18 protein-coding genes are annotated in these 18,900 nt (G+C 61.9%); 9 read left to right on the forward strand and 9 right to left on the reverse strand.

Going from position 1 to position 18,900, the window contains the following annotated elements; all coding sequences use genetic code 11:
• Positions 1 to 6 precede the first annotated feature (6 nt).
• From ABIE49_RS32595 to ABIE49_RS32620, 6 genes are all read left to right on the forward strand, one after another.
• The gene (locus tag ABIE49_RS32595) at positions 7 to 591 is read left to right on the forward strand and encodes an amino acid synthesis family protein (protein ID WP_192734881.1); all 585 of its coding nucleotides are present in this window, start codon (positions 7 to 9) and stop codon (positions 589 to 591) included.
• 26 nt (positions 592 to 617) lie between these two features.
• Positions 618 to 1,823, forward strand: coding sequence for an ABC transporter substrate-binding protein (locus ABIE49_RS32600; RefSeq protein ID WP_192734880.1), 1,206 nt, complete (start codon positions 618 to 620; stop codon positions 1,821 to 1,823).
• Positions 1,824 to 2,112: 289 nt separating this feature from the next.
• Complete coding sequence (locus ABIE49_RS32605) at positions 2,113 to 4,011, forward strand: ABC transporter permease (protein ID WP_192734879.1); 1,899 nt, start codon at positions 2,113 to 2,115, stop codon at positions 4,009 to 4,011.
• Positions 4,008 to 4,799, forward strand: coding sequence for an ABC transporter ATP-binding protein (locus ABIE49_RS32610; protein WP_192734878.1), 792 nt, complete (start codon positions 4,008 to 4,010; stop codon positions 4,797 to 4,799). Before ABIE49_RS32605 ends, ABIE49_RS32610 begins: the two co-directional genes overlap by 4 nt.
• Positions 4,796 to 5,500, forward strand: coding sequence for an ABC transporter ATP-binding protein (locus ABIE49_RS32615; protein ID WP_192734877.1), 705 nt, complete (start codon positions 4,796 to 4,798; stop codon positions 5,498 to 5,500). Before ABIE49_RS32610 ends, ABIE49_RS32615 begins: the two co-directional genes overlap by 4 nt.
• Positions 5,501 to 5,532: 32 nt before the next feature.
• Positions 5,533 to 5,988, forward strand: coding sequence for a MarR family winged helix-turn-helix transcriptional regulator (locus ABIE49_RS32620; RefSeq protein WP_192734876.1), 456 nt, complete (start codon positions 5,533 to 5,535; stop codon positions 5,986 to 5,988).
• A gap of 52 nt (positions 5,989 to 6,040) precedes the next feature.
• Here the strand turns inward: ABIE49_RS32620 and ABIE49_RS32625 are convergent, their stop codons facing one another.
• Positions 6,041 to 6,709, reverse strand: a complete 669-nt coding sequence (locus ABIE49_RS32625) for a hypothetical protein (protein ID WP_192734875.1) — start codon at positions 6,707 to 6,709, stop codon at positions 6,041 to 6,043.
• A 2-nt stretch (positions 6,710 to 6,711) separates the two neighbouring features.
• Positions 6,712 to 8,112: a selenium-binding protein SBP56-related protein gene (locus ABIE49_RS32630; protein WP_192734874.1), complete on the reverse strand. Its 1,401-nt coding sequence runs from the start codon at positions 8,110 to 8,112 to the stop codon at positions 6,712 to 6,714.
• A gap of 351 nt (positions 8,113 to 8,463) precedes the next feature.
• Between ABIE49_RS32630 and ABIE49_RS32635 the strand changes: the two genes are divergently transcribed.
• Positions 8,464 to 9,252 carry a bestrophin-like domain gene (locus tag ABIE49_RS32635; RefSeq protein WP_192734873.1) on the forward strand — a complete coding sequence of 263 codons (789 nt, stop codon included), beginning with the start codon at positions 8,464 to 8,466 and terminating at the stop codon, positions 9,250 to 9,252.
• Positions 9,253 to 9,469: 217 nt separating this feature from the next.
• Here ABIE49_RS32635 and ABIE49_RS32640 read toward each other — a convergent pair whose 3' ends face one another.
• Complete coding sequence (locus ABIE49_RS32640; RefSeq protein ID WP_192734872.1) at positions 9,470 to 11,041, reverse strand: winged helix-turn-helix domain-containing tetratricopeptide repeat protein; 1,572 nt, start codon at positions 11,039 to 11,041, stop codon at positions 9,470 to 9,472.
• Positions 11,042 to 11,213: 172 nt separating this feature from the next.
• Here ABIE49_RS32640 and ABIE49_RS32645 point away from each other — a divergent pair, with 172 nt between their 5' ends.
• Positions 11,214 to 11,477: a DUF1127 domain-containing protein gene (locus tag ABIE49_RS32645; RefSeq protein WP_192735224.1), complete on the forward strand. Its 264-nt coding sequence runs from the start codon at positions 11,214 to 11,216 to the stop codon at positions 11,475 to 11,477.
• A 16-nt stretch (positions 11,478 to 11,493) separates the two neighbouring features.
• On the opposite strand, the gene ABIE49_RS32650 is transcribed toward ABIE49_RS32645, so the two are convergent.
• Positions 11,494 to 12,423, reverse strand: a complete 930-nt coding sequence (locus tag ABIE49_RS32650) for an ABC transporter substrate-binding protein (protein ID WP_192734871.1) — start codon at positions 12,421 to 12,423, stop codon at positions 11,494 to 11,496.
• Positions 12,424 to 12,981: 558 nt separating this feature from the next.
• Between ABIE49_RS32650 and ABIE49_RS32655 the strand changes: the two genes are divergently transcribed.
• Positions 12,982 to 14,571, forward strand: coding sequence for an ATP-binding protein (locus ABIE49_RS32655; protein ID WP_192734870.1), 1,590 nt, complete (start codon positions 12,982 to 12,984; stop codon positions 14,569 to 14,571).
• Positions 14,572 to 14,654: 83 nt separating this feature from the next.
• Here the strand turns inward: ABIE49_RS32655 and ABIE49_RS32660 are convergent, their stop codons facing one another.
• The 5 genes from ABIE49_RS32660 to ABIE49_RS32680 all read right to left on the reverse strand — a co-directional run bounded on the left by ABIE49_RS32660 (position 14,655) and on the right by ABIE49_RS32680 (position 18,669).
• Complete coding sequence (locus ABIE49_RS32660) at positions 14,655 to 15,626, reverse strand: ABC transporter substrate-binding protein (protein WP_192734869.1); 972 nt, start codon at positions 15,624 to 15,626, stop codon at positions 14,655 to 14,657.
• 473 nt (positions 15,627 to 16,099) lie between these two features.
• Positions 16,100 to 17,026 carry an RNA-binding protein gene (locus tag ABIE49_RS32665; RefSeq protein ID WP_354067108.1) on the reverse strand — a complete coding sequence of 309 codons (927 nt, stop codon included), beginning with the start codon at positions 17,024 to 17,026 and terminating at the stop codon, positions 16,100 to 16,102.
• 221 nt (positions 17,027 to 17,247) lie between these two features.
• Complete coding sequence (locus ABIE49_RS32670) at positions 17,248 to 17,574, reverse strand: GcrA family cell cycle regulator (RefSeq protein ID WP_192734868.1); 327 nt, start codon at positions 17,572 to 17,574, stop codon at positions 17,248 to 17,250.
• 38 nt (positions 17,575 to 17,612) lie between these two features.
• A complete protein-coding gene (locus tag ABIE49_RS32675; protein WP_192734867.1) occupies positions 17,613 to 17,795 on the reverse strand; it encodes a hypothetical protein in 183 nt (60 codons plus the stop codon).
• Between the two features lie 739 nt (positions 17,796 to 18,534).
• Positions 18,535 to 18,669 (reverse strand): hypothetical protein, encoded by a 135-nt coding sequence (locus tag ABIE49_RS32680; protein ID WP_354067109.1) that lies wholly within the window; start codon positions 18,667 to 18,669, stop codon positions 18,535 to 18,537.
• Positions 18,670 to 18,900: the final 231 nt, after the last annotated feature.

Here is an 18,900-nt window from a genome sequence, read left to right on the forward strand (position 1 = left end):
AGGCCAATGAGCGCCATCATTCGCAAGATCGTCACGGTGGTCGAGGAAACCCATCTGGAGATGGGAAAGACGATCGCGCCGCCGACACGGCGTGCCGCGGCCATTGCCGTGATCGAGAATCCGTTCGCCGGAAAATATGTCGAAGACCTCTCGCCCTTGATCGCGATCGGCGAGGAACTCGGCGAACTGTTGTCGAAGCGCGCGGTCGCGGCGCTTGGGATCGACGGCGCCAAGGCACAGAGCTACGGCAAGGCCGCAGCGGTCGGCGAAAACGGCGAACTCGAGCACGCGGCCGCGATCCTGCACCCGAAGATGGGCGCGCCGGTGCGCAAGGTGCTGAGCAAGGGCGCGGCGCTGATCCCGTCCTCGAAGAAGCGCAGCGGTCCGGGCACCACGCTGGATATTCCGCTCGGCCACAAGGACGCGGCCTTCGTGCGTAGTCATTTCGACGGCATGGAAGTGCAGATCAACGACGCGCCGCGTGCCAACGAGATCATGGTGGCGGTCGCGGTCACCGACAGCGGCAGGCCGCTGCCGCGGGTCGGCGGATTGACGGTTGCTGAAGTCAAGGGCGAAGACGGATTAAGATAATTTCTTCAACATTGGAGGGTGAGGGTATGCGACGGAGTTATTTGCTGGGAGCAGGATTGGCGATCGCGGTTGCGGGCATGGCGAGTTCTGCTATGGCGCAGAGCGGAGAGATCAAGATCGGCGAGATCAACAGCTATTCGCTGCTGCCGGCCTTCACCGAACCCTACCGCAAGGGCTGGCAGCTCGCGGTTGAGGAGGTCAACGCCGCCGGCGGGATCAACGGCAAGAAGCTCGTGGTCATCTCCAAGGACGACGGCGGCAAGCCGGCCGACGCCACTACCGCGGCCAACGAACTGGTGTCGAGCGAAAACGTCGCGATGCTGACGGGAACCTTCCTGTCCAACATCGGCCTTGCCGTCAGCGATTTTGCAAACCAGAAGAAGGTGTTTTTTCTAGCAGCAGAACCGCTGACCGACGCCATCACCTGGTCGAAGGGCAACCGCTACACGTTCCGCCTGCGCCCTTCCAACTACATGCAGGCGGCGATGCTGGTGGAAGAAGCCGCCAAGCTGCCGGCAAAGCGCTGGGCCACGATCGCGCCGAACTATGAATACGGCCAGTCGGCCGTCGCCGTGTTCAAGAAGCTGATGTCGGAAAAGCGCCCCGATATCGTCTGGGTTGACGAACAGTGGCCGCCGCAGGGCAAGATCGACGCAGGCCCGGTGGTGCAGGCTGTCGCGGCCGCTAATCCCGAGGCGATTCTCAACGTCACCTTCGGTGCGGATCTCGTGAAGCTCGTTCGCGAAGGCAATACGCGAGGCCTGTTCAAGAACCGTTCGGTGGTGTCCTTCCTCACCGGCGAACCGGAATATCTCGATCCGCTGAAGGACGAAACGCCTGAGGGCTGGATCGTCACCGGTTACCCCTGGTACGACATCAAGACGCCTGACCACGACAAGTTTCTGAAAGCCTATCAGGCGAAGTTCAACGACTATCCGCGCCTCGGTTCGATCGTCGGCTATCAGACCATCAAGGCGGCTGCAGCGATCCTTGCCAAAGCCAACTCGACCGATCCGGAGAAGCTGATCGCCGCGACCGAAGGGCTGTCGATGCCGTCACCGTTCGGCGAAATCACCTTCCGCAAGATCGATCACCAGTCGACGCTCGGCGCTTACGTCGGCAAGACCGCGCTGAAGGACGGCAAGGGTGTGATGGTGAACTCGGTCTATCGCAAGGGCACGGACTATCTCCCGAGCGATGCCGAAGTCGAAAAGCTTCGCCCGAAAGATTGAGGGCTACTCTCCCTCTCCCGCTCTTCGCGGGGTCGAGACGAGCGAAGCTCGCTCTTAGAGGGCAGGGGTGAGGGGCTCTATCCGCGAGTCCTGTGCTCGTCGTTAGACCTGTACCCCCTCACCCGAATTGCACCGGACGATGCTTCGCATCGCCGAGGCAATTCGACCTCTCCCCGCAAGCGGGGAGAGGTTAGCAAGACCTGATCCTGAGGAGACGCGAGCGCCGTCTCGAAGGATGAAGCCGAGAAACTGAGACGACACCGACCAACGCGCGAGCAACAGACCGCCCATGGCCTTCTACTTCGTTCAGTTCCTGACCGGTCTTGCCAGCGCGGCGTCGCTGTTTCTGGTCGCGTCGGGCCTGTCGATCATCTTCGGCGTGACGCGGATCGTGAATTTCGCCCATGGCGCGTTCTACATGCTCGGCGCCTATGTCGCGTTCACGTTGACCGAGCGTTTCTCCGGCGCGCTCGGCTTCTGGGGCGGCATCGTTGTGGCGGCGCTGGTCGTGGCCGTGGTCGGCGTGATCGTCGAGATGGTGCTGCTGCGGCGGATCTATCACGCACCGGAACTGTTCCAGCTGCTCGCGACTTTCGGCCTGACCCTGATGGTCGAGGATCTCGTGGTGCTGATCTGGGGGCCCGATGACCTCCTGGGCCGCCGCGCGCCGGGCTTCAAGGGCGCGGTCGATTTCTTCGGCCAGAACATTCCGACCTACGATTTGTTCCTGATTGCGATCAGTCCGGTCGTGCTCGGCGGGCTCTGGCTGCTGTTCCAACGTACCCGCTGGGGTGTGCTGGTGCGCGCGGCGACGCAGGACCGCGATATGGTCGCAGCGCTGGGCGTCAACCAAAAATGGCTGTTCACCAGCGTGTTCGCGCTCGGGGTCTTTCTCGCGGCGCTGGGCGGCGCGCTGCAGATTCCGCGCGACGCAGTGCATCACGCGCTCGATCTGCGCATCATCGTCGACGTGTTCGTCGTGGTCGTCATCGGCGGGCTCGGCAGCATCATCGGCGCGTTCGTGGCCGCGGTGCTGGTGTCGGAGCTCAACGCCTTCGGCATTCTGATCTTCCCGAAGATTTCGATCATCCTCGTATTCCTTGTCATGGCGGTGGTGCTGATCGTCCGTCCGTGGGGCCTGTTCGGCAAGCCGGAAGCCGCGGCGCGTCGCACGCCGGGGCTGACCGTCAATCCCTGGCGGCCGCTGACGTCAAACGAGCGCTGGCTGGCAATGGCCGGGCTTGCGGTCGCGGCGATGCTGCCACTGTTCGCCGGCAGTTATGCGCTGACCGTCGGCTCGGAGATCGCGATCTTCGTGATCTTTGCCGCCAGCCTGCATTTCCTGATGTCGGTCGGCGGCCTCGCCTCATTCGGCCATGCCGCCTATTTCGGACTTGGCGCTTACGGCGTTGCGTTCCTCGCCAAGATGGCGGGGCTACCGATGATCGTTTCGCTGCTCGTCGGCCCGCTGCTCGGTCTGGTCGGTGCAGCCATCTTCGGCTTCTTCGCCGTGCAATTGTCCGGCGTCTATTTCGCGATGCTGACGCTGGCGTTCGCGCAGATCGTCTGGTCGATCGCGTTCCAGTGGGTCACGGTGACTGGCGGCGACAACGGCATTTTGGGCGTCTGGCCCGAAAAATGGGCGGCGGGTCCGGCGAGTTTCTACTGGCTGTCGCTCGGCGTCGCCGCGATCGCGGTGGCCATATTGCGGGTGATCGTGTTCTCGCCGTTCGGTTTCGCGCTGCGTGCGACCCGGGATTCACTACTGCGCAGCGAAGCCATCGGCATCAACGGCAAGCGTGTGCAATGGACCGCCTTTGTGATCGCGGGCACGGTCGCCGGATTTGCCGGCGCGTTGTTCGCGTACCTGAAAGGCAGCGTGTTCCCCGACAGCCTCGGCATCTCGCTGTCGGTCGATGCGCTGGTGATGGTGCTGCTCGGCGGCGTCGAGACCGTGTCGGGCGCTGTGGTCGGCGCCATCGTCTTCAAGGCGCTCAACATCTGGCTCGTGAGCCAGACCGATCTGTCCAAGCTCGTGCTCGGCGGCTTCGTCGTGCTGATCGTGGTGGCCTTCCCCAAGGGCATCGTCGGCGTGCTGGAGACGATCCGCAATCGCCGCAAGTCTTCAACGTCTGAATCATCGTCTAAGTCGTCCTTGGCCACTTCCCCGATCGAGACCGCCGAATGAGCATGGTCCCCACATTGCTGTCGGTCGAGAACCTGAGCAAATCCTATGGCGGAGTTCACGCCGTGCGCAGCGTTTCGTTTGCGCTGCGCGCGGGCGAAATCCTGGCGCTGATCGGACCCAATGGCGCGGGCAAGAGCACCTGTTTCGACATGCTCAACGGCCAGAACACCCCCGACAGCGGCCGGATCAATTTGCTCGGCGAAGACACCGTCGGTAAAAAGCCGCGCCAGGTCTGGCGGCTCGGTGTTGGCCGCACGTTCCAGATCACCGCGACATTCCCGACCATGACCGTGCGCGAGAATGTGCAGGTCGCACTGGTGTCGTATGGGCGGCAATTATTCAATCTCTGGGGCTCGACGGCGCGTTACGCCCGCGAGGAAGCCGGCCGGCTGCTCGATCTCGTAGGCATGGGCGCCTATGCCGGGCGTCCCTGCGGCGAGCTCGCCTATGGCGACTTGAAACGGCTGGAACTCGCAATCGCGCTCGCCAACCAGCCAAAACTTCTGTTGATGGACGAGCCGACCGCAGGCATGGCGCCGCGCGAGCGCATCGAGCTGATGCGGCTCACCGCGCAGATCGCCCGTGAAAAGTCGATCGGCGTGCTCTTCACCGAACACGACATGGACGTGGTGTTCGAACATGCCGACCGCATCCTCGTGCTCAACCGCGGCAGCCTGATTGCCGAGGGCACACCCGAACAGGTCCGCGGCAATCCGCAGGTTCGCGCGATCTATCTCGGCGAGGGCCTGGTCTATGATTCGCGCCACCGCGAGGGAGCCGGCGCATGAAGCTCTCGGTGCAGGACCTCAACAGCTATTACGGCCCGGCGCATATCCTGTTCGATATTGCGCTCGAAGTCGGCGAGGGCGAGGTCGTCGCGCTGCTCGGCCGCAACGGCGCCGGCAAGTCCACCACCTTCCGTTCCATCGTGGGCCTGGTGCAGCAACGCTCCGGCCGTATCCTGTTCGAAGGCAGGGACGTCTCCACCGAGCCGACGCATGCGATCGTGCGCGGCGGGCTCGGCTACGTGCCGGAAGAGCGGCGCATCTTCACGGATCTGACGGTCGAGGAAAATCTCGAGGTCGGACGCCAGCCGAAGCGTCCCAATGCGCCGCATTGGACCCGCGAAAAACTGTTCACGCTGTTTCCGAACCTTGGCGAGATGCGGGGGCGGCCGGGCGGGCGCATGAGCGGCGGCGAACAGCAGATGCTGACGATCGCGCGGACGCTGATGGGCAATCCATCCCTGGTGCTGCTCGACGAACCATCGGAAGGGCTGTCGCCGAAGATCGTGGAACAGATGGTCGACGCCATCCTGGCCATGAAGAAGGAAGGCGTCAGCATCCTCGTCTCCGAACAGAACTTGCATTTCGCCCGGCTGATCTGCGACCGCGCCTACATCATCGAGCGCGGCAAGATCTGCTATGGCGGCACGATGGCTGAACTCGACGCGCGTCCGGACATCCGCGACGCGCACCTGTCGCTGTGACCGGCGGCGGCAAACAAGAAGAGAGAGCGCAGATGGGCAGGAGTGTTTCGGCGAAACGGAGCGTCAAGCCTGCGCGGCCGTCCTACATTCTGGACGAGCAGGTCGGCTTCATCCTGCGCCAGGTCTGGCAACGCCATTCGACGATCTTCGCCCGCGAGATCGGCATCAATCTGACCCCGACGCAATGGGCGGCAGTTGCGAAACTGACCGAGACCGGTCCGTGCTCGCAGAATCTCCTTGGTCGCCTCACCGCGATGGACGTTGCCACCATCAAGGGCGTGATCGACCGCCTCACGGCGCGCGGCCTGACCGAGACCAGCCCCGACCCCGAGGACGGCCGCCGCCTGCTGGTGAGCCTCACGCGGGCAGGGCAGCAGCTCGCTGAAAAGGCCGCGCCCAATGCACTCGCGATCACCCGGGAAACCCTGGCGCCGCTCGACGCCAAGGAACGCGAGACGCTGATGGCGCTGCTGGACAAGCTGCGCTGACGCAAGGCGTGCCTTGGTCAGCGTGAATCGCTGAGACGCCGCAGCGTTCGCGCTACTCCGCAAGGCTGAGCACCAGTGCAACAGCTCCGACGAGGATGAGGCTGATTGCCCATGACGTATCCAGATTAAACCAGCTCCGCGATACGAATTTGAGGCCGAGGTAACGGTACACCAGCCACGCCAGGAATCCGCCGGCGGCAATCATCGCGATGGCGTGGACGACGGCGACCAGCCCGGCCATACCAATATTGGCATTGATGAGGCTCAAAGCTGCCTCGTGGCCTTTGTCGAGGTCGGCCTCCCGGCAGAGTCCGAGATAGATCGGCACCAGCATCAGCCCCGCGCCGTGCGCGATTGCCACGGCAAAGGACCACAGCCCCAGTTGCGTCGGCGGTATCCGCGCCAATGCTCTTGGATGGCGCCGATCGGCAAGACGGAAGATACCAAACCCGATGACAAGGAAGCTGGCGCCGATCTGGATCTGGCGCTGCCATTCGACGAGGGTGACCAGCAGCGCGAAGGGTAGGAGCACCAGCAGCATCGCCAGCAGATGGCCGGCCGTCAGCGGCACCAGCGCGGCGCCGAGGGCACGCGTCGTCCTTTCCATCAAACCGGCGGATACAGCGAGCGGCCATCCCATTCCCGGATTTACGCCGTGGTAGAGGCCGCTCGCGATGACAGCCAGCCAGAGCCAAGCCGGTGTCCAATCCGCCGTGCTCACATTCAAGCCGACGGGTAGCAGAATGAATCGGTCGAACAGTCTCCACCATCGAGCCTGATCTGATGCGCGCGGTATCCGTCGGGGAAGCTCACGCAATAGTCCTTTGCCAGTTCGAGGCCGCCTTTCGGGTTTGCGTTGGCCATCACCTCGACGCCCGGAATGCCCTGCGGATAGAATTGGTCGTCCCAGGTCGAGTAGAGCGAGTTGGTCCAGTAGACGCGTTTGCCGTCGCGGCTGATCTCGACCATCTGCGGTCCGCCGGCATAGGCCTTGCCGTTCGGATGAGGCGTGCGGCGTGCGATGCCGCCGATATGGACCGATCCGGCAAGCTCGGGCTTTCTGGGATCGCTGACATTGTATTGACGCATCTCGCCGGTGCCCCAGCAGGCGACGTAGAGAAACTTGTCGTCCATCGACAGGTCGATGTCGGACACCAGCGGCGGCACGGCGCCAAAGCCCTGCAGAAGCGGCGGCAACTGGTCCTTTGCAGCGGGCTCGGGCGGGATCGTCGCGGTCTTCTCGATGTGAAATTTTCCGCCATCGCGCCACCAGGTCCAGATCGAGCCTTCCAGGTTCGTGGTGTCGACCACGACGCCCAGGAAGCCGTACTCCTTGACGGGATCATGCGCGGGACGCACCTCCAGCGCCATTTGATGGTTGGCGCCGAGATCGATGGTCTGGACGTTTCGCCGGGCCCGCAGGTCCCAGAAGTGGATTCGATGGCCGTATTTGTTCGAGAGCAGATCCTCCGGCACGATTCCGTTCTCGAACTGCGGCGGCAGCGCCCACTCGCTGCTCACCATGTAATCGCGCGGCAGGTTCCACCAGAAATCATAGTGCTTCTCCTGAGGACCGCGATCGATTTCCCACCGTCCGAGCACTTCGAATGTCTCGCAGTCCATAATGAAGATGCCGGGGGGGCCATCGGTGCCGTCCTTGCCGCCGCCGCCGAGCGTAGAAACGTAAATACCATCCGGCCCGCAATGGATCGTGTGCGGCCGCGAGTACCCGGTTTTTTTGAACACCTCCTCGGGCTCGATGATCTTGTGGATCTTCGCCTGGGTGGGATCTGGCTTGGTATCGACGATGTAGATCCGGGATGACCGCATGCCGGGGATGATGAGGTAGCGGCGCTCGAGGAAGGCGTGCCCGGTGAGCGGCGACAAGGCCGATGAGCAGGCGTTCCATCCGAAATGGTGAAACTCGTCGCCCTTGTTGGGCATCGTCACGGTGTGGACGATCTGACCGAAACGCGAAGAGCCGGGCTTGACGTCGATCACGGCAAGCGCGTCGGGCTTTGAAAAGTCCGGGCTGAGCAGCAAGGTGTAGGCGAAGCTCTCTGGCGGAGCTTCCATCGCAAGCTTCGGCGACGCGTGAAACGTGGGGTCTGGTCTCATCGTCATCGTACTGCCTCCCTGTTTGCCTTGGTGGGTACCAACATGGCTCAGCGGCATGCAGCAGAACTAACCCGGCCCGTTTAAGTCCTCTTGACTGTGCCGCCGGCGGGGTTCGCTGGTGGTGATCATACACCTCAATGCCATTAGGTGAAAGAAACGATCCGGGCTCCGATCCCGCGGCTGCCGGGAAGGCCGCACCGCACGCGCCCACCATCTCGAGACAATGCCGGCCGCACTCAACGTCAGGGAGAGCGCTATGCCGATGGATTTGTTGAACGAGATGAGGTGATTGCGGATAGCCCGGGAATTTCACATAATTGCGTCGGGTTGGATCCGGGCACGGGGCGGGGGAGCGTAATGAGCGACTGGTTGCACAATCTGCCTGTGCCAGTGATGGCGCTTTCCATCTTCGCATTCACCTATCTGCTTGCCATCATGATCTTCGCAGCGGTTGCGGCACTCGCGACGGGAGAACGCGCAAAATCATTCCAGGCGATTTCGCCGGGCATGCTGCCGGTGCTGGGCATCATCTTCGGCCTGTTCGTCGCCTTCACCGCAGCCCAGGTCTGGAGCGACAATGATCGCGCCAGTGCGGCGGTGAGCCGTGAAGCCAGCGCGCTGCGGGCCATCGTGCTGCTCGCCGCCGGCCTGCCGCCCGAACAGGAGGGCCGGGTGCGCGATCTCGTTCGCGGCTATATCGAGCAAACCGCCAAGGTCGAATGGCCGATGATGGCGGGGCAGACAGCCTCGCTGAGGCCAGCTCCTCCCGCTCTCACCGAGGCGCTGCAACTCGTTGTCTCGATGTCGCCGCAGGGAGCGGGCCAGCAGACCGCGCAGCGCGAGATCATCAGCGCATTGGGAGTAGCGCTGGATGCGCGCCGGCAGCGGATCATCATCAGCCAGGCGGAAGTCAATCCGGTCAAATGGTGGAGCCTGTATTTGCAGGCGATTTGCGAACTCTTCGTGATCGCGCTGGTTCACTGCGGCAACCGGCTGGCATCGGGGATTGCGATGGCGCTGTTCGCGACCGGCGTCGCCGCCTCGGTGTTGCTGATCGCCGCCCACGACCGGCCATTCACCGGTCAAATTTCGGTCGGACCGGAGCCGCTTCTGCAGATCATGCCGGATGCGTCGACGGGCCGGTGAGCGCTGTATTCAGCGAACGGGAGATCAAACGAGGCCCGGAGTGCCTAGGAGTCCGGGCCTCGCGATCAAACAACCCCTTGGACATCGGTGTGATGACCGAAGTCCATCCCCCAGCTGTTCGCGAACGTCTTATAGGCAATGTCGCTTAAGGTGACTAACCCGGGGAACTACGGGGGCGCGCTTCTATCCCGACAACTGTGGCACACTTGCGCTTCCTTCAATCGGGAACACCGGCGCGGCGTAGCCCTTCGTAATAATGCGCGAACTTCTCGCGCCTGCTGATCGGATAGCGGCGAATGTGCCGGCTTATTGAGAATTGCGGATCGAGCCCGAGCAGCGTTTCCGCGGCCATCTTCGCTTCTGCGTCTCTGCCAGTCGAGGCTGCGCTCGAAGCAAGAGCAGCCCAACCGGGCACATAGTTCGGATTGTGCTGCACGGCTCGATGGGCCCAGTCATGTGCCGTTTCGAGGTTTCCACCGACATGGTGTGCCACCGCCAACGCCTGAAAGATCGCGTAACCACGGGAATCGCGCGGGCTGAGGCGTCTCGCATGGTTGAGGTGCTTGATGGCAAGTTCGGTATCGTCAGCCCGTGTTCTGACAATGCCGCTTTGCAGATAGGCGTGCGCGTGGTTTGGGTTTACGGACAGCGCCTCGTCGATGTAGGCGATGCCTTTCGCAAGATCATGAGCGAACCAGGCAAAGCAATGACCGGCAGTGCCGAGCATGACCGGATCGAGGCGGTCAGCGCGAAGACCACGTTCGACGAGATCGAGAACCTCGGCACGTTCTCTCGCCTCGTCAACAGTCCAACCTTGCGTATACGTTTGTATGTACGTGCGTGCCGCCAGCGCGTACGCCGGAGCAAACGTCGGATCAAGTGTGATCGCCTGGACGCAGTTGCTCAACATGACCTGAACCGCGTCACGCGTGAATGCGTCGGTCAGTGCTAGGGCGCGCAGATAGTAGTCGTAGGCGCCCAGGTTCTCGGGCCGCTTTCGCCGTGTGCGCTCGATTTCAGCAAGCTGGATCGTGGGTTCCAGAATGCCCACGACCGCCTCGGTGATCCGGTCCTGCAAGTCGAACAGGTCTTCCGCTTCGCCGTCGTACTTTTCGCCCCACACATAGTTGCCGGTGGCCGTATCGACGAGCTGCACAGTGAAGCGGACGCGGCTGCTGACTCGCCTGACGCTCCCCTCCAGCACATACCGTACGCCAAGCTCGCGCCCGACCTGGCGCACATCCACGGCACGACCTTTGTATGTGAAGCTTGAGTTACGGGCGATTACGAACAGCCAGCGGTGCCGTGAAAGCCCGGTCAATATGTCTTCGGCCATGCCGTCGGCGAAGTATTCCTGCGCCGGGTCGCCGCTCATGTTCTGGAACGGCAGCACGGCGATGGAGGGTTTGTCGGGAAGCGTAAGGGCGGCCTTCGACGGTTCTGCCGGGATGTCGGCAATTGCCCCGCCTGCGCGCGGCTGCGTTTCCAGCACGGGACCGACAAAACGGAAGCCCTTGCGCGGCAGGGTCTTGATGAGGCGTTGTTCATGCCCGGTATCGCCGATCAGGCCCCGGGCGATATTGAGGCGGGTCGTCAGTGCTGCATCGGATACGATACGTCCATTCCAGATCGCGCTGATGAGATCATCCTTGCTGACGACGCGCTCCCTGTTGCGGATCAGGTAATCGAGCAGGTCGAATACCTGGGGCGCGATGGCGACGACGTCCGCCCCGCGCCATAGCTCGCGCCGGGCAGTGTCCAATGCGAATTCCCCGAAAAGATAGCGCAAACTGCCATTCCCTTGGGACAGCTCCCATCGTCAATCGGGAGCTCCGGCACCGCTAGAGCGCAAAGAGTAAGCCGCTGGTGAGGTAAATGTAAGCCCAATGTTAAGCGGCCCGTGCCCCGCCTTGGCATCCTCTCCTGGGGTAACACCTGCCCCGGGAGATACCGAAATGAGCATGACCCATAGTGCAGGCGGATTGGGACACACGACCGACTCTACGTCGCGCATCTTCAGCTTGCTCAGGAGTTGTTGGGGTGCGTTTCGAGAATGGCGTCAACGCGGACGCTTGGAGGATGAATTGTGCAGCCTGAACGATCGGGCGTTAACGGATATCGGCATGACGCGCGGTGAGATCGAATACGTCGTCTCGACTAGGTCCTTTGACGGCGAGGAGCGCGGTCCGCCCCTTCGATGTCGCCATGTCCCAAAGGTGCCCTAATCGAAAGTCGGCACGCTCACTCGATTACCTCGTCGGCGCGTGCGAGGACGGTCGGCGGCAGCTCGATGCCCAGTTCTTTTGCGACGCGAAGATTAATCCTGAGATAGAACTTGGTCGGTCGTTCGAAAGGCAGGTCGCCCGGCTTCGCGCCTTTCAGAACGCGATCAAGCTGCGAGATCAGGTGACGGTTGGCATCGGAGAAGTCCGGCCCGAACGACATAAAGCCGCCGTTGGTGACCCAGTCGGGCGAAGGAAAGATCGCGGGTTTGTTGCTCGCGCCGACCAGCTTGATGACCTCTGCCATGTGAGCACTGATCAAGGCATCTGGGACAAACACGAGGGCGTCAAATCTGGTCAGGACTTCCGGGCCTAAAGCCTTCGCAAGATCAGCGGGGTCATCGATGTCGATGGACTCGACCGTAAAACCGAGCTTACGGCCGGTCTCCAAGACAGGCGCCAGGCTCTGCGCACCGCTGCTTAGCTTTGTCGTCACCGTCCCGAGGCGGAGGGCGCGCGGGACAACCTCTCGCATCAGTTCGACGCGCTTTTCTGTGGTTTCCTCGGAAAAAACCGCGATACCGGTTACGTTGCGGCCGGGACGCGCGAGGCTATCCGCCAATCCTGACCCGACCGGGTCAACGGCAGTGAGCGCGACGATCGGAATTGTTTGAGTTGCTTTGTAAGCTGCCAGCGCGGCTGGCGTGGTTATCGCGAGAATGGCGTCGATGCCGCCCTCTCGTACTAACTCTTGCGCCAGCCGAGGGAGCGCATCAACATTGCCCGCCGCGTCCCGAAACTCAAGACGAATATTACGTCCTTCGACGTAGCCGAGCTCCCTCAAAACCCTGCGGGTTCCTTCCGCCTGCGACGCAACGTGGACCGGGGCGAGACTTATGACGCGCGGCATTCTTGCCGGCTGTTGTGCTCTTGCCGTAAACGGCCACATCACCGCTCCGCCCAGGAGAGTTATGAACTGGCGTCGCCGCATGTGACCTCGCTGGTCGCTCTCCGCGCTATCGCCGAACTATAGCAGGCTTAGGCTGTCCGGCGAACGGCATGTGACCCACCAACTCGGCGACAATCACGCCGGTAATCCGGGTACCGACAGGTGAAATGTCGGTTTGGGGCAAACTCGGAAGTCTGAGTGCGCAACCGGGCAGTCCGCTTTGCCCTCAGCAAGTGGCATCTTCAGCCAGGCCTTCCAGGTCCGAAAAAGTACCGATACCCGACATCACCCGCCGGTCAGGACGGGGGAGGTGGGATCGCGCGGGCGGTGCACCACGGATTATCTCCCACGCCGCGGAGCCCCTGCGTGCTATCGTTCTGGGTATCGAAAATATCGGCCTTAGCCCGGGACAGAGTTGTCATGAACCGGCGCGATACCTCGGCGTTCTCGGCCATCGCGTGGTGGCTCGCCTTCCCTGATGCGGGTGGGCAGGAATTGAGAAAGGTTTATCGAGTGGGCTTTCTAACATTGTCTCAACTCAAATAGGATATTCTGGACATGTCGACGCTCACCCCGCATGGCGCGTGCCTGCTGTGGAAGCCGGAATTGATCTGGCTGAATGTCGTTTCCGACGCCATGCTCGCCGGTGCCTTCTTTGCTACCGCGTTCGTCCTCGGATTTTTCGTGTGGCGGCGCCGCGATGTTATGTTCCGCAGCGTATTCTGGACATTCGCCATCTTCGCCGCATTCTGCGGGGTGACCCGTCTGCTGTCGGTGCTCACTTTGTGGGTGCCGGCCTACGGCATCGAGGCCGTTACCAAAGGCGTCCTGGCGCTGATATCGGCCGTGATCACGGCGGCTCTGCTGCTGATGCTGCCGCGGATCCTGGTGCTGCCGACACGCAGGCAACTTCAGCAGGCCAATGCGGCACTTGAGGAGGAAATCCGGCAACGGCGCAAGGCCGAGGCCATGGTCAAGCGCTTTCAGGAGATAGAGGCGAGCGAGGCCCAGGTCCGGCAAGCGCAGAAGATGGAAGCCATCGGCCAACTCACCGGTGGTGTCGCGCACGACTTCAACAACATTCTGACCGTGATCACCGGAACCATCGAAATCCTCGGCGATGCGGTCAAGGATCGTCCGCATCTCGGGCAGATCACCGATATGATTAGCGCCGCTGCAGCGAGGGGGGCCGACCTGACGCGGCATTTGCTGGCCTTCGCCCGTCGACAACCGCTGCAGCCGCGCAACACCGACGTCAACGTCCTGGTCATCGATGCAGTGCGGTTGCTACGCCCGACCCTCAGCGAGCAGATCGAAATCGAATCGATGCTGGTGCACGATTCCGCACCGGCCCTGATTGATCCCAGCCAGCTCTCGACTGCGATCCTGAACCTTGCACTGAATGCGCGTGACGCCATGCCGAACGGCGGCAAGCTGACGCTCGAAACCAAGAATATCGTGCTCGACGAGAACTACGCCAGCATGAACAGCGAGGTTAATCCGGGCAACTACGTCATGATCGCGGTGAGCGACACAGGGGAGGGAATCCCCGGCAGCCTGCTCGACAAGGTGTTTGAACCGTTCTTCACCACCAAGGAGGTCGGGAAGGGATCGGGGCTCGGCCTCAGCATGGTCTACGGCTTCGTCAAACAGTCGAACGGACATATCAAGATCTACAGCGAGCAGGGCCACGGCACCACCGTGAAGCTTTACCTTCCGCAGGCGGCGGGTGTCCCGGTCGCGCTGGCTGCCGAGACCGGAATCTCGGGGGGCGAACACGGCGACGAATCCATCCTGATTGTCGAGGACGACGCGCTGGTGCGCGAATACGTCGTGGCCCAGATCAGCCGTTTCGGGTACCACACACAGGCCGCGGGCAATGCCGCCGAGGCGCTGGCAATCATTGATCGTTCCGAACGCATCGATCTGTTGTTCACCGACGTGATAATCCCCGGGGGATTGAACGGCCGTCAGCTCGCGACCGAGGCGCTGAAACGCCGTCCGGGACTAAAGGTGCTTTATACGTCCGGTTATACCGAGAACGCCATCGTCCACCATGGCCGGCTCGATGCCGGCGTGCTGCTACTGCCTAAGCCTTACCTCAGCTCCGATCTCGCACGGATGCTTCGGACCGCGCTGGCATCGTGAATTCTTCGGGATGGGGAGGCGCTCCCAAATTCTCAGGATAGGCGGTTGTCTCAAAGCTGCCCGGAAGCCGACACCGCTTGAAATCAGTCGATCACTTCGTCGGCGCGCTGCTGGAGAAACAGCGGCACCTCGAGCCCAATCGCCCTTGCGGCCTTGAGATTTATCATCATCTCGAACTTGGTTGGCTGCTCGACGGGCAAATCGGCGGGCTTTGCCCCTTTCAGGATCTTGTCAACATACGTCGCTACCCGACGATAGACGTCAGGGAAACTCGGCCCATAAAAGATCAGCCCGCCTGCCTCCATAAACTCCCGGCCGCCGTAGATTGCCGGCAGGCGGCTCTTTGCGGCAAGATCTGCGATCAGACCGCGGTGCGCCTGGGTCAGGGCCTCGAGTCCCACTATGATCGCGTCGGAACTGTTGTCGAGCGCAGCAAAGGCCTGCTCGATGTCCTCGCGCTTGCGAACGTCGAACAATCTGAAGCGCCAGCCCCGGGACTGCGCCCCCTTCTGAAGTTCCTCCAATTGTGGCGCGGAGACGGGATTACCCATGTTCAGGAGCGCAGCGAGGCCAGTGGTCGAGGGTGCGATCTCCTTGAGCAATTCCATGCGCTTGGTTTCAAGCTCGGGCTGCACCCCGCTGAAGCCTGTGATGTTGCCGCCTGGCCGCGCGAGGCTGTCGACCACGAGCAGCGGCTCGCCGACGATCATGACCGCAGGAATGGTGCGTGTCGCCCGCTTGACCGCAAGCGCGGCGGGTGTGCCGCGAGCGATGATCAGATCGGGATTGCGGCCGATCACTTCGGCCACAAGGCTGGGGTAGAGCGCGGCATTGCCGTCTGCGGACCGATAGTCCAGGACAAGATTGCGCCCATCCACGTATCCAAGCTCTTCCAAGCCGCGCCGCAAGGCAGCGAGGTTGGTCGCGTTGAGTTGCGCCGAGGTCGGCTCGACAACTGCAATACGGTAGGTCCGGCGGGTCGGCTGTGCCTGTGCCGCGCGTTGTGGCGTTAATGACGCCGCGACAAGAGCTGCCAGAAATTCACGACGGTGCATGTTCACCTCGACGCTCTGGATTGGAAATAGTATCGGCTTCGGCGGGCTTGTACGAGACCCCTTTGCGCGTCAGGGCCCTGTACGCTTTGGGTCCAGAAGCTGCCCTTCGCATACGGTCAGGTCGTCGTTTCCCGTGCTCTCGCGGCCATTCTGCAACAGGCAGACATCTCGTGGTGCCCTGAAGAAGCGAGCCGGGGGGAGCCCATGGAAGTCGCGGCCTGGCCATGTAGTCTTGGGCTGGGACGAGGCCGCGCTTGAGCCACGACCGGATGTCATGGGCCTGTGGCACGAGGCGTGCAGTGTATGCAGTGCTGGGAATTTTAGTGTCCCAGTTCAGGAATAAGCGCCGCCGGGCGATCCATTTCGATCCCGGCGGCGTGTCTTTTTGATACCTGGCGCCGGCCAGGCCGCCAGCCACGGCCGTGGACGCCGCGAGATGATGATCATCTCTGGCGTTCGTAGCTTGCTGCCGTTTAGTGATGGGATATCTGAGGCCGCCGTTCCTTCGCTTCGTAGTATTCGGCCGAGAACTGAATTGACCATCGCGAGAAGAACGAACGCAACTTCTGGGTGGGCTTTTCCACGCCGAACCGTTCGGCGACATGTACCCCACGCAGCCACCTTATCGCCGATGTGAGGCCGGCGGTGCGCTCGAGCCTCTCGACCGCCGCGGCGCCGGCGGTCTCTGCCTGCCGATAGCGAAAACCGATCTTTTTGATCACATACAGGCGCCTGATGGTTTCATAGCTCTTGAACACGCGCCGCACGAACGGATGTTTCCGGGCCTGTGGCCAGGCCGCCGGGTACACCGGCAGCACCAACAGCTTGCTCTTGGCGATGACCGTTGCGAGCGGATGCAGGAGTTGCATCCAGGCTGGCCAGGACGTGACCTTGGCAAACAATACCGCGTGCATCGCCGTTGCAGCCCCGAAAGAGATCGGGAGCCAAAGTACCGCACCCAGGATCACGAGCAATGCGGTGTTCGGCGTCAGGTGCCGGCATTTTCGGAACACCCATGCCATGCCGCTTTCAAAGGCGAGGTACACAGCATGTTCGAACGCCCGATAACTGATCTTGCGCCGGAGCCACGACCAGTTCCGGCGGATCGACGTACCCCACTGTCGACGTTTCGTCTCGGAAAGGGGCAGGAAGCGCAATGCGCCGTTTATGACAGTAACGATGACATTGCCGAGAACCCTGACAGCGAAGAGCGGAAGCCAGACAACCTGCATTGCCAACGGGAAGGCGTAGTCGAGCAGCCGCATCAAGATCGAAAGAATGAAACGCAGGATTTTGTTTGCGGCGAGCGCGACAGAAACAAGCGGGATGATGATCACGTCGTCGAGGGCACCGGAGAAGCGGCCATCCTCGTTCCATGCCGGGTTATGATCATGGGTCACGGTGCAACGGCTCCGGGCCGAAGACAGGGGATCGTGCCGGCTCAGATTAGCACACTGTGAGGGCCAGCGGGTGGCCTCAGATGGGGTTGTTGGAGCGATGGCGCGAGGTCGGATTACCTCATGGCGCGTTCAGGTCCATCGGGGATTGCCGGCAACAAGGACACCAGTCGAACTGAACGGAGGTGCGGAGGCCGCGCCGCAACGATGTCGCGGTGGGCGGGCTAGCCCGTATTCCTGACCGCGTCGGCTAGCATGGCGTAAAGCTCGCGCTTGCTGAATTTCTTAGGCTGCCTCGCTACTGGCTTCCGCAACACATCCTTCGCCACCGGTCGGGCACAGTCGGCCAACAGCGCCGGCCTTCGCTTCGGGACCGGCCTTATGTTGGGTTTTGCTGTTGGCGGCTTGTGACCACGTTTCAGGCCCAAACGAGTTAGCCTGCCGCAGACCGCGTTACGGCTACATCCGAAACGGCGCGCGATCTGCGCGGCGCTCTGTCCTACGGCCCAGAGTTCTTTGAGCAGCGCTACGTCTTTCGCATCCCAACTCATGCGAGCCACTATACGCCAACTGCGAGCTGCAGGCTATTCTAGTCTTCGTCGGGTTCGCGCACGACCGGAGGTCGGTCGCCATTGTCCTCCTCGTCCTCTTCGTCTTCGTCGTCTTCCTCATCTTCATCGGGAACGCGGGGCGGCACCTCGTTGCCCATGATCACGAAGGGACTCCAGTCGATCAACCTCGTGAAAAATTCCTCCGGGATGTGTCGCTTCATGTTGATGCTCCTCGGATATGGACCCCTGGGGGATTTTACCCCTTCTGCTCGGATTTCCGCATGAGGGTTAGCGCCGCACACCGTTTGCGGGAAGGGGCATTCATTTCGAGTTGCATTAGCGCCCCACGCTCGGCCCGACGAAGCCGCACCGGGCACGCCTATGGCCGGCGACCTCTTGTTGGCTTCGTCATGTCAGCAGCAGGCGGACATCCCACGATTTGGCCTTCAACCCTCGCCCGTCTCACGCCCCGAACCGATCCTACTCCGCAGTAATCGGCCCGGCCCGCCGATCTGAACTTCAGAGCAAGCTTGCGGAACGATCTCAGATCAACCCCATGAGGATGAACGCAGCGATCTCGATCAGGACTCCGGTCCCCAGGGTTGCGACGACCAGAAAGGCGTCGGCTGGCGTTAAATCATGCATTGCGTGCCTCGCAGTTTTGCGAAGCCCCGAGACCCATGAACTAAATTCACGTAATCGAAAAAGGTTGCGGTTCCGAAGGCGCTACCAAACATAGCTGGCGCCGAGGCCCGGAACGTCCAGACGCCATCTACGTTCTATTGGATAGAGGATGGAATTCCCGCGCCGATGGGGACATTCCCAACAGAGGCCATGTGGGGTAACGCCCGCATGACCTCTCTCTGTTATTGCGTACTACGGAGACAGTGCAATTCGTCGATAGCGCTCGATTCGAGCCAGACTTCCCTTGAGTGCACCGTAACCGCAGTTCGGGCGCGCTCATTCCCTGCGGTCATGCTGCGCGCTGCCGACGGCATCCGACGGGAATATGCTTTCGTAGATCGCACGGGCTTCCCGGATTAAGCGGGCTCGCTCGAGTTCGGACTTCGGAACAAAACGGATAACTTCGCCCATGGGGCTCTCCAAGGTTGGAAAAACATTCCGCCAACAGTTGGTTCGGATATTCATGGTTGTAAGATCCACTCCGATCACAAGAACTTATTTCTCGATGGATGTTGCGCTGTGAAAACCCCATCTCTTTTCGGGGGGCACTGGGGAAAAACTGTCAGTGCAGGTTCCTTTCCGATGTAGGCGGCGGGAGGCCGAAGGCCCCGGGGATGGGTTCCGGTCACCGTGTTCTTACGG

Origin of the sequence: Bradyrhizobium sp. OAE829 (assembly GCF_040546575.1) — a bacterium.
GTDB lineage: Bacteria > Pseudomonadota > Alphaproteobacteria > Rhizobiales > Xanthobacteraceae > Bradyrhizobium.